Source organism: Flammeovirga agarivorans (assembly GCF_012641475.1).
Lineage (GTDB): Bacteria > Bacteroidota > Bacteroidia > Cytophagales > Flammeovirgaceae > Flammeovirga > Flammeovirga agarivorans.
Map to the genome: position 1 here is coordinate 314,431 of NZ_JABAIL010000001.1, position 15,231 is coordinate 329,661.

Consider the following 15,231-nt stretch of genomic DNA (forward strand, 5'->3'; position numbering starts at 1 on the left):
TGATATGTGTTTAAGTGATTAGCATATAAAAACTACGTTACATCAACACTGCAAACACTTTTTTTCGTTCCTTTATGAGGATAATTCTTCTAAAAGTTCAGTGTTTTCTTTCTTCTGAATAGGTTGATATTTTTTAGGCCACCATAACTTCCAATCGAAAGTAAGTTGAAACCCTCCTAAAATATTTTCTTGAATAGGTGGTATATCCAAAGTTTGTGATGGTAAACCTTCAATATTTTTTACTTGGATATTAACGGCAGCACCTTGAACACTTTTATCAATAACTTCATATCTAGCTGTCCAAAAAGTGGTTTCATTATTAATAATAGCTCTTGTATGCCATAGTTCACTAAGCTGTTTGCAGTAGGGAAAATCATCAATGGTTCCTACTTCACCAGTTGGGGTAGTAGTCATGGTTATTGCTTCAATATTTTCTCGAAAAACCTTATGACTAAGATATTTCATCTTCGAAAAATGCTGTATTTCTGAGGTACCCATAAATTTTCCAATCACTTTATTGAGGTGCCACATTACCTGTCCTCCAAAGACAATCAATAAACTATCAACATATAATATTGGAGAGGTTTGGTAATTAACAGAGGGATTGTCTTTAAAGTGAACAAAGGGAATCAATGGAATCATCTCTTTGTACTTCACTTTAAAAAATGAGAAAAAGATATGTATAACCTGTTCATTGAACATATAAATTACCGGATGGTCGTCTCCAGAAGTATAGTTTTGTGATGTGAAATCTATAGCATCAGGGAGAAGTTTCCTCAGAATTTGTTTTGGAAGAGAAGTTGCCGCGAGAATAGCATCGCAATGTCCCCAAAGACTTGCTTTGTTCATAGTTACAATAGCTTGTTAATTTTGATCTATCTTTATTAAGATGAAGATATTAAAACTTAATAATTATGTATTGTTTTAAGTAATATAATTTATATTTCTTTTTATTACCTTAGTGCATTAGCTATACTATTAAATGCTATATTTTTTAGATCAACTATTGTAAACTCACTTTTTAAAGTAACTTTCTTTCAATCTTACGACTTATGTATTTTGTAAACTATTTTCTAGATTGGTACTTCAATGCTATTGATAATCTAGGCTACTCTCATCTTGTTCTTAATCTTTTTTTGGCAGGCTATTTAAGTTGGGTCACAGCCTACGTTTTTATTATTAAAGGTATTTACAAGAACAAAATCAATGAAATGCCACTCTTGGTGGGTCCCGCAAATCTTGTTTGGGAATTTATCTGGGGATATATATTCACCCCCGAATTAGGTGATGTTTTTATCTTAGGAATAAAAGTTTGGTTTATTCTCGACCTGATCATTAATGTTACGATGCTGAAATATGGGTACAAACAGTTTCCATTGGATAGCCTGAGAAAGAACTTTCGTTGGACATACTTGGTATCATTAGTCTCATGGTTCTTTATTGTTTATTCTTTTGGTAAAGTAAATGATGACAATCCGTTAGGGATTACTTCTGCTTTAATGATTAATGTAGTGATGTCGGGCTTGTATATACATCAAATGCTTTTTAATCTAAATCTTAGAGGAAAAGGATTTTCATTTGTTGTAGCAGTTTTAAAGTGTATGGGAACATCGATTATTGTACTCGCTGCCTTTTTCCAATGGCCTGATGCCTATTTCTTACTCACTTTAGGAATCATATCCTTTGCTTTAGATATAGCATATATCATCCTTTTCAAAAACATTCAAACGAACTCAGACCAAGAACAATTATGGGAAAACCAAGAAGAATTGCAGTACTCGGTGGAGGCTTAAGTGCTATGACAACCGTTTACACATTAATGCAAGAACCCAATTGGAAAGAGAAGTATGATATTACTATTTACCAGTTAGGTTGGAGAATTGGTGGTAAAGGAGCAAGTGGAGTAAATCCTGAGGCAGGGTATAGAATTGAAGAACATGGCCTACACCTGTGGATGGGGTTTTATGAAAACGCTTTCCGTCTTATCAAGGATGTTTATAAAGGTTTGAATAGAGATAAAAGTGCTCCATTGTCTTCATTTGATAAAGTCTTTAGTCAACAGGATTATTTTATTTTTACAGAACAGGTAAAAGATAAATGGGTGGATTGGAAAGTACCCTTCCCTAAATTACCTGGAAAAGTGGGAGATGGAGAACTCCCTTCTGTCGAAAACGTTATCGCATCTATCTCTGATTTTGTGATAGACCTTTTTATCGAATGGTTAGAAGGCTACTTACTAGAAAATCAGAATAAGAAATGGACACAGAAAGTCATTGATCAACTTTTAAAAGTAGTGTTTTGGAAAGAGACTAGAGTCACTGCTTCGAAGAAAGATTTTATTAGTAAGCTGCGACAACGACTGAGTCGATTGGATGATGATATTATAGATAATGTTAGAAAGAATTTTATCAAAACGATTGATAGTAAGGAACTACAATATCGTCGAGAAGAAGAAATTGATTACGTTTTCAAACACTGGGATAAATTAAAAAACTTTATCTGGAAAAACATAGGTAAAGCTACTCAACAGAATGATGTAGGACGAAGAGCTTGGATGGCTATCGATTTGGGTTTATCCTTGTTAAAAGGAATGGTCAAAGATCAGGTGATCACAATTAATAATGATGAATTACGCTTCGATTTTGAGGTAATTAATGATATTGATTATGGTGAATGGCTTGTAAAGCATGGTGCAGATAGAACATTAACGGTAGGTTCTCCTATCGTTAGAAGTATGTACGACGGTCCCTTCTCTTTTCTAAAAGGTAACCCTGATGAACCCAATGTTGAAGCAGGAACCATTCTTAATATTTTCTTAAGGTTACTATTTACCTGCAAAGAAAGTGTGGTTTGGAGAATGAATGCAGGAATGGGAGATGTTATTTTCTCTCCATTTTATGAGGATTTGGTACAGAAGAAAAAAGATATATTTAAGTTTTTCCATGCGGTAAGAGATGTCTCTTTATCTGATGATAAGACCTCTATTGAACGAATAGTTTTAGGTAGACAAGTGACATTAAAAACGGATGAATATTCACCTTTGGTCAAGGTTAAAGGATTAGATTGTTGGCCAAGTCGTCCACTTTATGATCAGATAGTAGACGAAGAAGCGGAGGAGCTAAAGGAAAAAAATATTCATTTAGAATCTTGTTGGACAGAATGGGAAGATAGAGAAACCATCATCTTAAAAAAGGGTGAAGATTTTGACGATGTTATCTTTGGGTTTTCTGTAGGAACGGTTCCACATGTAGCAAAAGAGTTGTTAGACCACAGTGAAAAATGGTCGAAAATGATAGAGAGTATCAAAACTGTACAAACTCAAGCTTATCAATATTGGTTTAATCAATCTTCAGAGGAATTGGGCATCGAAGAGGATAAATTACAGTCAGCTTATGTAGAGCCTGTAGATACTTTTTGTGCGATGAATCAAGTCTTAGACAAAGAGGATTGGCCAACATCTCATGATCCCAAATATGTTGCTTACTCTTGTGGTGTATTTTCAGATGCAGAACATATTCCATCCTTTGATGACCATGATTTTCCAAGAAGAGAAAAATTAAGAGGATTAGAAAATTGTCGAGAATATATTGAAAAACACTTATCTCACTTAATTCCTTCATTATATGATGACGAGGGCAATTTTAATTGGGATGCTTTAGTGGATTTACAAGATCGAGTAGGGGAAGAACGTATGCATTCTATTTATACGAGAGTAAATATAGACCCTTCTGAAAGGTATGTTTTATCTGCGGTGAATTCTTCGAAATATAGAATCAAGACTAACGATACAGATTTTGACAATTTATTCGTTACCGGAGATTGGATTCAGAATGGGATGAATGCAGGCTTTGTAGAAGGTGCGGTTACATCTGGTCTACTTACAGCCAAAGCCATATCAGACGAACCTGAAAAGATACCTATCATCACTGATAATTGGTCCATCAAAAAGTTGGAAAAAGACCTTATCAAAAAACGAGAACTTGAAAAAGTAGAATAAGGTAGATAAAAAAAAGAACCTAATCATGACTTTCTATAATAATAGTCATGATTAGGTTTTTATTTATTCTCCGAAATCATTTCCATAACCGGGATCTATGGTTGATGGGGAATTACCATAGCCTGCATCAACATTATAATTGGGGTTTTCATAACCAGGATCAACAGGTTCTACTTCTGAACTGTCATCACTACATGAAAATAACGTAATAGGGAATAAGATAATTAGCATAAACTTTTTCATAATTTTTTCTTTTGATGTAGTACAAAGGTCATGAAAAACACCGTTGGATGAATTGAACAATTATGCATAAAAGTTGAACCTCGGAATTTTATTTTCAAGTTGTTCTAAATGAAAAAAGAGGCTGAATTACTTCAACCTCTCCTGTATTATTCTTTGATAGCAAAAACTCTAAGCCTTTTGTAGTCAGCATACCAGATACCGTCTTTTAGGAATTGAGCTTTTACATTTTCTTGTACTTCTGATTTTACTTCTTCTTGGATAGCCTCAGGAACTTCTTCAAAGAATGACTTACCAAACATACTTAGCCAATCTTTTACACCTGTTTGTTCATCTGCTAAGGCTGTTGGACGGTCGTAGTGCTCGATACTTTTAATTCGGAACCCTACATCTTCTAAGATCTTTGCGTATTCTGCTACTGAAGGAAAAAACCATACTCTTTTTTGAGCTTGTGTAGTATACCCTCTCTTTAATAAGGAAGCGCGAAGTTGATCGACAATTGTGGCAACATTGTCTTTTCCACCCATTTCTATGACAAAGCGACCTTGAGGTTTTAATGCTTTATACATACATTCAGCTGCTTCTTGAGGCTGTAATACCCAATGTAGTGCAGCGTTTGAAAATACAGCATCAAACGATTCATCAAATGAAAAGTTGCTGGCATCTTTTACATAGAAGTCGATATCAGGATGTCTTTCTTTTGCATCCTCTATCATACTTTCAGAGTAATCGAATCCGACAACATGTTGTGCTTTTTCTTTGATTTCAGCCGTAAGTTGCCCCGAACCACAACCTACATCTAAAATGCTTTCATGTGGTTGAGGTGCTAATAATTCTAATAATGAGCTACCATAAGCATAGACGAATGCATGCTTATCATTGTAAAGTTGAGCGTTCCAGTTCATTTATATTTGGGTTTAGTGATGAACTGAAGGTAGTAAGTTAAGGGTGTTTTAAATAATTAACCTTTTCAATAATTACTATTTCAAAATAGGACTCGAACAACTAATCTTGAATATTAGATTTGGCTTAGAATTTCCTCAGTATCTAGCATAAGCATCGACATTTGACAACCAGTTCTTAATTGATCAAATTCTTGGTAGTCAAGACAGTAATTAATTTTCTTATCGTCTGTTTTTAATATGATTTTTGGACTCTCTCCTTCAAAATCATAAGCGTTTTCATCAAACTTTACAATTGATAGCTTATGAGTGTACTTCTTGAACTCTTTTACTGTAAAATTCATTAGAATGTTATTCAGTTGTAGACCAATTCTTTTACAGTCAATACATTGGCTAATCATTAAATCCTCGTCGTAGTATAAGTCTTTTGTTCTGCACATATCTGTTATTATTTTTATTTAGATCAAATATAAATAAGGAAATATTGAATTCATATTTACACCCAAAAATATTTTTACGAAAAAGGAAAAATCGCTTTTCAAACTATAATTCGAAAAGCGATTTAGTGAGTTGCACTATTGTTTAAAACTGATTTGGTACCAATCAATTTTTCTTGTAAAGAACATTGTTAACCCAAGTATTACAGTTAGGCCAACACTTCCCATTAATAGAGCATAATCTACCATTTGTAGGGTAATAAATAAGAAACTGAAGATACCATAGAGGAATGTCATAAGCATTAGGGAGAGTTTCCATTTATGGAAAAGAGTAACCGAGTACAGCGAAATCATGGAAACAATGGCTACAGCAGAGATACCAAAAGCAATATTGAAACTGCTGTGTTCAGAAATCGCGACCAATAAAGTATAGAAAAGACACAAGGCAACTCCCACCATTGCATATTGTAATGGGTGAATCTGTGTTTTATTGACCACTTCTACTAAGAAGAAAATAAGAAATGTAAGTCCGATAGTAAGAATACCATACTTTGCTGACCGTAGTGACTTTTGATAATCATCTGCTTGTATTATTAGATCTACACCAAAATCTGAATGATTAATGTTATTAGAATAATCTACTCCTTTAGTAGTCCACATCTGAGGAAAGTTTCTGTTTAGTTTTAGTACTTTCCAACGGGCAATAAATCCATTTTCTGAAACTTCTCTAAAGTCGGGAAGAAATTCCCCAGTGAAGCTTGGAGCTGTATAAGGAGATTGAAGTTCGACTTCAGTAACGGCTCCTACAGGTAAGAAAGAGAGGTTTTTACTCCCTTGTAAGTCGATTTCAAAATCGAAATGATATTCTTTCTGTTCCTGTGATACTTTTACAGGAATAGTAAAACCACTTGATGCTAATTGAGATAATTTAGTACCTGGGTTAGCTCTTTTATGAACATCATTCCAATTGGCTTTAATTTCTTCCTCAATCCCTTTTAAATCAGAAATACCAACTGTAATAAAAGCTTGGTCTAGTTCTCTTTTTTTTAGCCCCATAAAATTGGGGTATTTCTTTAAATGAAAAATTCCTGAAAGCTTCAATTTAGATCGATAGACAATTGCATCGTAGATACCTCTATGCAAGGTTTCTGATGTAAGGTTTCCATTGATCTTCAGGTGTTCAGGTAAAACATGCCAATATTCTGTATACTCCTGTTTGTTACCTTCTTTATCTGTTTTTACCATGGATAAAGGGATCGTAAGAATCGGACCTTTTATTTGTTGTTGTTCAGCCCATTTAGAAGAAACTTCTCTAGTGACACTATCTTTTAATTCTTCTCTTTCTTCAATGATAGATTGTATCATCACAGAAAGTAAAAGGAGCCATACCATAAGTATCCCAATAATTCCAATTTTTACCATTAAAGAACTTTGCGTCCATTTTTTTTCTTTTTTTACAGGTTTCTGCTGTTGATTTTCCATAATTTCTTTTTTCATAAAGTACTTTGAATTTCAAAGTGAGTAAATAAATTTTTTTAATTTCTGTTTAATAGTAGAGATATCTCTTGTTAGCTTTTGAGTAAACAAAAAGCAGAGAAGGTCTAATAAATAGATAGATAAGTGAAAGAATAATTTCATTTTCGATATCGTTTTTAGGAGACTTTATTATGATGTCTCGATGATTTGATAATAGGTTTTGCTTTGGTTTTGATTGTCTTTTCTTTAGTTATAATGTGATCACTGATATCGTGTTTCGAAGTATAATTAACCTTAGACAATATTGATTCCAAAATAGGTAACATTGTATTCAAATTTTTAGATTTGATGATAAAATTCCAAAGTGGCTCAAATTTTTTCCATCCACCACTATACATAAAGTGCTTTAGTTTGTGTTTGTGGGCATCATGACTCAAACTTCCTTTCAGAATATTAGACCAAGAGTAAAATTCTTTATAGGCCCAATCATAGCCATCTTTTAATTCTTGTGCAGTTAGTTTTTGGGTTTGATATACTACATTTCTAGTATCATATAGGTCCCAATTTTTAGTGATAATTCGACCACTTTTGTCCATATCCTCATATAGTTTTGTTCCTGGGTAAGGCGTTAGTACATGATAAGTAGATGTAGTGATACCATTTTCTACCCCCCAATCAACAGTTCTTTTAAAGACATCCTGGTCATCATCATCCAATCCAAATACGAAGCTTCCATTGATCATGATACCGAGGGAGTGTAAACGGTTAACAGCTTTGATATAATCTTTTTGTAAGTTTTGCTTTTTATTACTTTGCTTTAAGTTTTCTGGGGAAAAGGTTTCAAAGCCGACAAACAGACTTCTTAAGCCAGCATCAGCCGCTTTTTCTATAAGGTTTCCTCTAAGGATTGAATCTACAGTAGCTGCTCCTTGAAACACTCGATTCATTCCTTTCATTCCTTCAAATAGTTCACTGGCAAATTTGGTATTTCCTAAAAGGTGATCATCTAAAAAATAAAGGTGCTTTCCCGGAAGTCTATCTATCTCTGCTAAAGCATCGTCGACTTTTTGGGTATAAAATCCTTTTCCACCTTGGAAGAAGGCATCCTTGTAACAGAAATCACAATGATGTGGACATCCTCTAGTAACGACAATAGAGTTGGGAACTAAATAGCGATTTCTTTTAATCAGATCTCTTCTAATTGGAGGAACACCTACCAATGTTCTTATTGATGATGCATAACGTTTTAGTGGTTTTTTAGCCTTGAAATCTTTTAAGAATTGAGGGAATGTTTCTTCGGCAGGGCCAAGGAAAATAGTATCTGCATGGGGAACAGCCTCTTCTGGTAAGGAAGTTACATGCAATCCGCCGAGTAGAACATAGGCACCTTTGGCTCGATAATGATCTGCAATTTGGTAAGCTCTATAGGCATTGGTAATGTATACCTGAATGATTACTAAATCAGGGTCATCATTAAGATTTAAGGTTTCAACATGTTGATCTTGTAAATCGATCTCATCATCAGGAGAGAGGTATGATGCAAGGGTAGCCAGTCCTAATGGAGGAAAAAGAGAGTATTTGATAGGTCTCCAAAAGGGGCTTTCAGCTTCTGCTAAAGCAGGTAAAATCATTTTAACTTTCATGTGTATTTAAAAGTACTTTGAATTACAAAGTAAGTGGATAAAATTTTTTATTTTAATAGGCTTTCGATGGCCTTGATGTGTTTGGTAAAGGCAGTTTTTCCCTCTTCCGTAGCCGAATATTTAGTATTGGGCTTTCGGTTAAGAAATTCTTTTCGAACGGATACAAACTCGCTTTTTTCAAGAGACTTTAAATGACTGGCAAGGTTTCCATCTGTAACACCCAGTAACTCTTTTAAGGAATTAAAATCTAAGTACTCGTTGACGACAAGAGCAGCCATAATTCCTAAGCGAACTTTATTTTCGAATGCTTTATTTAAGTCGTTTAATAGATTCTTCACTTTTTAGCATTAAAATACATATAGGTACCATAGACAATGTGTAATACACCAAAACCGATGGTCCAAAACCATAAACCATATCCAATAAATTGGGTAGCGAGTAGTCCTAGGATAATCTCAAGTATTCCCATTCCTCTAAGCTCAGATACTGAATATTTACTGGCATTGACTAAAGCAAGTCCATAAAAGATCAGAGTTAGAGGTGCAGCTAAACCTATAAAGCCTTTTTCGACTAAACTTAAAGTAAGAACACCACCTGCCACTAAAGGAATCATCATATTAATAAGCAATCTCTTTGCCTGTAGATCCCATAGTGTTCGACCATTCTTTTTAGCTTCTCTAAAGGTGAAAAATAGAGCAGAACCCAAAGCAGCTAAGAGAGTAACTATTCCAATAACAACTAAAGCATCAATTTTCTTCTGCCCGATAATAGTTCTATTGTAGCCTATATTATAAAGTATATCATAAGCGAAATATGCACCTACTAATGCACAGAAACCAGCACTGATTCCAGAGAGCCCACTTAAGGATAAAAATCGCGAAGAACGATTCATGATATCCTTAATTTCTTTTAGGTCGTTGATGTATTCTTGTTCTTTCATAAAAAAGTACTTTGTAATTCAAAGTAAGTGATAATTTTTATCAGAAACAATTTTTCATAAAAAAACCTCTATTACTAAAATAATAGAGGTTTAAATTGAAATTAAGGTATGTTATATTTTAAATCTGCTAGTAATTATAAAGGAACGTTTCGTACATCTTCTATTGTAGTAATTGGGTTATTATATTTTTTAGTTGATATGATTTTCTTTTAATGTGAGGGATATTAAATAGAATGTGATCAACTGTGTTTGTTATTTTTATTTAGATCAAATATAAATAAGTGATTTTGAAATTAAATTACGAAAATGGAAAAAATTCATTTATTCTTTAATAAAGTCGATTTTAAGCAGTACTTACTAGGCTAAAGTGATGATAATTAGAACTTAGGTACTCAAAAAGTAAAGAACAGTATTTTTAAAGAACAAAAAAGTGGGATACCTCAAATCGAGATATCCCACTTTTTATTAAGGTTTCAGTTAAAAAGTCACCTTAAACTTTCTCTGTATATTCTAATTGTTCTTGAGGAGCTTTTTTCTTTTTATAGTTTCTACCATACCACATAAGAAAGCCTGTAAGAGGTAAGGAAGCTACCACCAAACTGATAAAGAAAACGATGATTTTTCCAGGTAAGCCAAAGATTGTTCCCACATGGATATCATAATTCATTCGTAGTACCAAGTCAGAAAAGTCAGCGTCAGCATATATACCATAAATGCTTTCTGTTGGAACTAGTTCAGCTGTAGCTTGATCATAGAATAGGTAATCAGCATCGTGGTATTGACCTTCTTCATATAATACTTCCACTAATATAGAGGCAGTATCAGCCGCTGGTAAATGAATTTCAATTTCTCTGTAATCGGGAAACTGTTCTTTAGTAATATCAAATACTTTATGAATACTATTATTAGGATCTTCTAATGATAAAGATATTTCAGATGTATTATTGGGGTGTAGGAAATACAAAGACTTTTCTCCTCCAATTGCTTTGTATGTTAGGAAAGTGAACCAACCTAAGCCGATACATACACCTGTAAAGGCAATAAGAAACCCTAAAACTGAACTGTAGAACCCTACAACGCTATGAAGGTCATAATTTTTTCTTTTCCACTTTGTCTTTTCATTCCAGTCGAAAGAGAGGCGTTGCTTTCTTTGTTTTTTAGAACTTGGCCACCATAAAACTATGCCTGATATAATAATCATCAGAAATAATAAGGTACTGTAAGAGGTGATAGGTGTTCCGATATCTTCTGGAAGCCATAAACTTTGATGTCCTTTTAGCATAAAGGCAAAAAATCCAGAGAAGTGATCTGTTACATGTAATACTTCTGCAGTATATGGGTTTAAATATACTGATCTGTAAAATTCATCAGGTGCAGCTTGATAAAAAATCACTTCAATGGCTTGTCCTTCTTGGCCATATGAAATACCATGGATGATATTTTCCGGAAATACTTTTAATGCAGCTTGCTTTGCTTGAATAGGAGATATAAACGGTTGGTCTTGGACCGTAACTTGGGAATAATCGTCTGTTAGATTTTTAAATTCATCATGGAATACCCATGCACAGCCAGTAATAGCTAGAATAAATACAACAAGGCCTGTTGTAAAGCCTAAATACAGGTGTATTTTTCTAAAAGTTTTCTTGAGAGTTTTGTTATTTTTCATTGTGAGAAGTTGAACCAACTCATTATCAGAATGTAAAAAGTAAGTTGGAATGAAGTGATTAGTTTCTGGGAAAAATAAGCCTTATCGTTTGGGTAGTATTTAGTAAATGCGGTATTTTTTTATCGTTTTCGGAAATTTCTCAATTATTTTTTCTCCTTGTAAGATCGTATTGCTCGGTATATAAAGTAGATAAGAATAAAAACATAAAACATTGGAGAGGTAATATCACTTGTGGGAGTATTGGCTCCCCATGTTGTGCTACTGATAGCAATTAAAGTAAACAAACCGAGACAAAGTATTGTAAACACTCCAATGATATTTTTTGTAGTAAATAGTGGGAATTTTTGGATGCGTTTTTTCTCAGTTCTTTTGTAATAGATAAAAAAGCCAGAAATACTAAGGAAGCCTCCAATTAGGCCCATAAGGCAATAAAATACTTTAAGACTAATACCTAAAAAATCTCCAAAATGAAGAGCTTCTTGCATATAGAAAATATGACTTCCTAAACCAGTTTTTCGAATATCTAAAAGGTGTAATGGTGTTAAACTCGCTTTATCTAATACAATAAAGTTAGTTTGTCTTTCATAGGGTAGATATGGGATATCACCAAAAACACTAATACTTCTACTTCCATTGGAAGAAATGTTCATTCTTAGATTTTCTAGCTCCGGAAACTCTTGTTTAACAGTAGTAAGTACCTCTATAAAATCAATTGGAAAATGTATATCCTCTTCTGTTGATATAGGAAATTCTGAAGGCTGAAAAATACCTGGACGTTCACCAATTAATGGTTTTTGAATTTTTGGTTGAAGGCCAAGCCAAGCACCGGTCAAAGCAAGAATTAAATGCATCACAATAGTGGCAATACCTATGAATTTATGTAAGTCTGCCCACTTTTGTCGACTTCTTTTAGTTCTAACTTTTCCGAACTTCTGCTTTTTTGTGAAGTCGAAATATAATGGAATACTGATGACAAGAGAGAGGAACATGCAAATCCCTGCCAATCCAACCCATTGTCTACCGTACCATCCTTCGAATAAACGAACATGTATATTTCTAATAAAAAAGGCGACTGTTTTATACATATCCCTTTCTCCTAAGACTTTACCAGTATAAGGATCAATGAATATTTCTTTGGCTACTTTACTATTATTTTCTTTTGCACTGAAAGAAACTTTCCAAGATCTATCCTTAGCAGGAGCGGGTTCTACTTTATAACTTTTGTGATCAGGGTAATTCTTGAGTACTTTTTGTATATGATAATTGATATCTACCATATCCTCTTTAGGAGACACATAAAACAGATCAGTATTTAGCATATGATCTATTTCAATTTTAAAGACTGCAAGAGCACCTGTAAAACTTAGGATGCAGATAACTAGGCCAGTATATAAACCAAGCCAACTATGCCACATCCAAAGTTTTTTCTTATTCATTTGTCTAGAAAGTGTAGTTTAAGCCAATTGTATAATTTCTTGGAGCACCAGGGAAAACTCTGTCGTAGCTATAACCACCAACGTAGTATGTTTCATCAGTAAGGTTTTTCAGGTTGGCTGATATTCTGAATTTACCAATGTTGTAGTACACCGCCATGTCCCATAGCATATAAGCATCTAACACCAATCCTTCAGTGTTGGTTAATCGATCACCTACATATTGACCTCCAAAGCCAAGGCCTAATCCTTTTAATGTCCCTTGTGAGAAGTCATATTTCGCCCAGAATCCAGCTTGGTTTTTCGGTGCATTTTCTTTTTGTCTACCGATTTCTGCAGGATTGTCAGACTCTGTAATTACCGCATCGTTATAAGCGTAATTCACAGTTAAACTTAAGTTTTTAGTTACCTGACCATTTACTTCAAATTCAAACCCTTTCGATTGTTCTTGTCCTCTTTGGATCAACTTATCAATATCGTTAGGGTCTTGCACTAAGATATTATTGACTGTAATCCAATAAACGGAAGTAGTTGCAGAAAGTCGTCCATCGAAGAAATCTCCTTTAAGACCAGTTTCCCACATATTGGATTTTTTAGGATCAAAAGGTCCTCCATTTTGCTCGGCATTTAAACCGAAGTCTTGTGGTTCAAACCCTTCAGTATATGTACCAAAAGCATTAATTGTTTTAGTGATTTCATAAGTAAGACCAAGTCTCGGTAAAAATGCAGTTTGATCTTTGGCTACCTGTTGTCCATTTTCTACACGAATATCTTTATAGAATTCTTGTCGAACTCCTAATAATACATTCAGTTTTTTGTATTGTAGTTGCTCTTGTAAGTAGATACCTGTTGTATGGTTTTTAGTGTAAGCAGTCGTGCCTTTCTCTATTGTTCTCTTAGGGTCAAAGTCATAATCATTCGGATTACTATTGCCATATTGAGGGTTATCTAAGTCAAAATTCGGGACACCTTGTGCTTCGCCTCTTGCTTGTTTTTCGTATTTATCATACACTTTTGCACTATAATCCATCCCAAACATTAAAGTGTGTTTCACTTTGCCAGTATTGAATTTAGATACAAAGTAATTGGTGATATTATCAGAATTCTCGTATTCATCTCTTTCCACATAACGCATTTCAAGAACGCTTGGCGAAATGTACTTTCCGTTTGTTCTGTGTTCGGCTAAATCAGATTGAGACCTGAACATTAAATATGATGAATTGAATGATAACCAATCATTAATTTTTTGATTCCACGAGAAAGTAATGTAAAGGTTATCATTATTTAAATGGTCACCCGGTTGTGAAGTAGAAAGGTTGATTGGTGTTTCACTTAGGTCTGTACTACCTTCGTAATTAGGTTTACCTCTATCTAAAACAGTATTGTTTTTCATGTAGACCATATCTACGTTAAAACGTGTTTTATCTGAAGGGACAAACGATAAGGAAGGTGCTACATAAAAGGATTCTCCACCACTATTATCTCTAAAGGTATCTGTAGTCTGATAGCCTGTATTGAAACGGTAAAGTAGCTTTTCATTTTTAGTGAGTGGCCCCGTAATATCTACATTTGCTTTATAAGTATTAAAACTACCTCCCGAAATAGAAGCACTCCCTTGAGTAGTCGTTAATGGCTTTTTTGTTACGAAGTTGATTGTACCACCTGGGCTTGCATTGGCAAATAATGCAGAAGCAGGACCTTTAATCACTTCTACTCTTTCATATAAACCAATAATAGGTTGAGTCCAAAAGTTGAAGGCAGTCTTTAACCCATTAACTAATTGACCATCTTGATTTCTATATCCTCTAACGGTGTAATCATTATAGATTGTATATTGACTTACACCGGCTACATTTCTAACAACATCCCCTAAATAATAGGCTTGCTGATCTAGTATAAGTTCCTTAGTTACGGTTGATATTGATTGTGGAACATCTTTTATCAATGTACCCGTTCTAGTCGCACTAAATGTATATTCATTATTGTAGGATTGATCTTCAACACCAAGTATTTCTACTTGTTGAAGTTCTCTAGTATTTTCTTTGAGAATAAAGTGATGTTGAAGCTGGGCATTTTCAGTTACATTGATAGTAACCGATGCTTTTTCATACCCTACAAAATGGGCTACTAATTGATGTTCTCCAACAGGTATATTTTCTAAGGTAAAGGTACCGTCTTCTGCAGTACTTTGACTTATTGTAGTATGCAAAATACCTACACTAACATTTGGTAGGGTATTTCCTTCTGTATCTTTAACTGTACCACTTATATTTTGCTGGGCAAATATAAGTAGGGGGGAAAGTGCTAATAATAGAGTTAACTTAAAATAGGTCATTAGAAATGTAATTTTCTTATTAATGATGCAAATATGTGTATTATTTAGACTAATTATAAACAAAGAACACAATACTTTACTAACAAAACTTAATCGGTGAACCTATTTATTCTCATCAAAACCTAAGAGTATAACACATTCTTTTTCAATTAATATCTATTT

The 15,231-nt window shown here is 33.9% G+C and carries 13 protein-coding genes; 2 read left to right on the top strand and 11 right to left on the bottom strand.

What is annotated here, in order from left to right; all coding sequences use genetic code 11:
- Positions 1–72 precede the first annotated feature (72 nt).
- A complete protein-coding gene (locus HGP29_RS01385) occupies positions 73–849 on the bottom strand; it encodes a hypothetical protein (RefSeq protein WP_168880517.1) in 777 nt (258 codons plus the stop codon).
- Between the two features lie 203 nt (positions 850–1,052).
- Between HGP29_RS01385 and HGP29_RS01390 the strand changes: the two genes are divergently transcribed.
- Both HGP29_RS01390 and HGP29_RS01395 read left to right on the top strand, forming a co-directional pair.
- Positions 1,053–1,793, top strand: coding sequence for a transmembrane-type terpene cyclase (locus tag HGP29_RS01390; RefSeq protein ID WP_168880518.1), 741 nt, complete (start codon positions 1,053–1,055; stop codon positions 1,791–1,793).
- Positions 1,751–3,997 carry an NAD(P)-binding protein gene (locus tag HGP29_RS01395; protein WP_168880519.1) on the top strand — a complete coding sequence of 749 codons (2,247 nt, stop codon included), beginning with the start codon at positions 1,751–1,753 and terminating at the stop codon, positions 3,995–3,997. The genes HGP29_RS01390 and HGP29_RS01395 overlap by 43 nt, the downstream gene beginning before the upstream one ends.
- Positions 3,998–4,060: 63 nt before the next feature.
- On the opposite strand, the gene HGP29_RS01400 is transcribed toward HGP29_RS01395, so the two are convergent.
- The 10 genes from HGP29_RS01400 to HGP29_RS01445 form a co-directional block, all read right to left on the bottom strand.
- Complete coding sequence (locus tag HGP29_RS01400; protein WP_168880520.1) at positions 4,061–4,240, bottom strand: hypothetical protein; 180 nt, start codon at positions 4,238–4,240, stop codon at positions 4,061–4,063.
- Positions 4,241–4,386: 146 nt separating this feature from the next.
- The gene (locus HGP29_RS01405; RefSeq protein ID WP_168880521.1) at positions 4,387–5,142 is read right to left on the bottom strand and encodes a class I SAM-dependent methyltransferase; all 756 of its coding nucleotides are present in this window, start codon (positions 5,140–5,142) and stop codon (positions 4,387–4,389) included.
- Positions 5,143–5,255: 113 nt separating this feature from the next.
- Positions 5,256–5,579: a DUF6686 family protein gene (locus tag HGP29_RS01410; RefSeq protein ID WP_168880522.1), complete on the bottom strand. Its 324-nt coding sequence runs from the start codon at positions 5,577–5,579 to the stop codon at positions 5,256–5,258.
- 135 nt (positions 5,580–5,714) lie between these two features.
- Positions 5,715–7,073 (bottom strand): cell envelope integrity protein CreD, encoded by a 1,359-nt coding sequence (creD, locus tag HGP29_RS01415; protein ID WP_235958244.1) that lies wholly within the window; start codon positions 7,071–7,073, stop codon positions 5,715–5,717.
- 155 nt (positions 7,074–7,228) lie between these two features.
- Positions 7,229–8,695, bottom strand: a complete 1,467-nt coding sequence (locus HGP29_RS01420) for a B12-binding domain-containing radical SAM protein (protein WP_168880523.1) — start codon at positions 8,693–8,695, stop codon at positions 7,229–7,231.
- A gap of 47 nt (positions 8,696–8,742) precedes the next feature.
- Positions 8,743–9,033, bottom strand: coding sequence for a winged helix-turn-helix domain-containing protein (locus HGP29_RS01425; protein WP_168880524.1), 291 nt, complete (start codon positions 9,031–9,033; stop codon positions 8,743–8,745).
- Positions 9,030–9,635: a hypothetical protein gene (locus HGP29_RS01430; protein ID WP_168880525.1), complete on the bottom strand. Its 606-nt coding sequence runs from the start codon at positions 9,633–9,635 to the stop codon at positions 9,030–9,032. The genes HGP29_RS01425 and HGP29_RS01430 overlap by 4 nt, the downstream gene beginning before the upstream one ends.
- A gap of 490 nt (positions 9,636–10,125) precedes the next feature.
- Positions 10,126–11,301 carry a PepSY-associated TM helix domain-containing protein gene (locus HGP29_RS01435; RefSeq protein WP_168880526.1) on the bottom strand — a complete coding sequence of 392 codons (1,176 nt, stop codon included), beginning with the start codon at positions 11,299–11,301 and terminating at the stop codon, positions 10,126–10,128.
- Between the two features lie 143 nt (positions 11,302–11,444).
- Positions 11,445–12,737: a PepSY-associated TM helix domain-containing protein gene (locus HGP29_RS01440; RefSeq protein ID WP_168880527.1), complete on the bottom strand. Its 1,293-nt coding sequence runs from the start codon at positions 12,735–12,737 to the stop codon at positions 11,445–11,447.
- A 4-nt stretch (positions 12,738–12,741) separates the two neighbouring features.
- Entirely contained in the window at positions 12,742–15,069 is a 2,328-nt protein-coding gene (locus tag HGP29_RS01445; RefSeq protein WP_168880528.1) for a TonB-dependent receptor, read from the bottom strand.
- Positions 15,070–15,231: the final 162 nt, after the last annotated feature.

What these genes read in the sequence shown, in the direction of transcription:
- HGP29_RS01385 (WP_168880517.1), bottom strand. Translation starts at nt 849, where the DNA reads ATGAACAAAGCAAGTCTTTGGGGACATTGCGATGCTATTCTCGCGGCA.
- HGP29_RS01390 (WP_168880518.1), top strand. Translation starts at nt 1,053, where the DNA reads ATGTATTTTGTAAACTATTTTCTAGATTGGTACTTCAATGCTATTGAT.
- HGP29_RS01395 (WP_168880519.1), top strand. Translation starts at nt 1,751, where the DNA reads ATGGGAAAACCAAGAAGAATTGCAGTACTCGGTGGAGGCTTAAGTGCT.
- HGP29_RS01400 (WP_168880520.1), bottom strand. Translation starts at nt 4,240, where the DNA reads ATGAAAAAGTTTATGCTAATTATCTTATTCCCTATTACGTTATTTTCA.
- HGP29_RS01405 (WP_168880521.1), bottom strand. Translation starts at nt 5,142, where the DNA reads ATGAACTGGAACGCTCAACTTTACAATGATAAGCATGCATTCGTCTAT.
- HGP29_RS01410 (WP_168880522.1), bottom strand. Translation starts at nt 5,579, where the DNA reads ATGTGCAGAACAAAAGACTTATACTACGACGAGGATTTAATGATTAGC.
- creD (WP_235958244.1), bottom strand. Translation starts at nt 7,073, where the DNA reads ATGAAAAAAGAAATTATGGAAAATCAACAGCAGAAACCTGTAAAAAAA.
- HGP29_RS01420 (WP_168880523.1), bottom strand. Translation starts at nt 8,695, where the DNA reads ATGAAAGTTAAAATGATTTTACCTGCTTTAGCAGAAGCTGAAAGCCCC.
- HGP29_RS01430 (WP_168880525.1), bottom strand. Translation starts at nt 9,635, where the DNA reads ATGAAAGAACAAGAATACATCAACGACCTAAAAGAAATTAAGGATATC.
- HGP29_RS01435 (WP_168880526.1), bottom strand. Translation starts at nt 11,301, where the DNA reads ATGAAAAATAACAAAACTCTCAAGAAAACTTTTAGAAAAATACACCTG.
- HGP29_RS01440 (WP_168880527.1), bottom strand. Translation starts at nt 12,737, where the DNA reads ATGAATAAGAAAAAACTTTGGATGTGGCATAGTTGGCTTGGTTTATAT.
- HGP29_RS01445 (WP_168880528.1), bottom strand. Translation starts at nt 15,069, where the DNA reads ATGACCTATTTTAAGTTAACTCTATTATTAGCACTTTCCCCCCTACTT.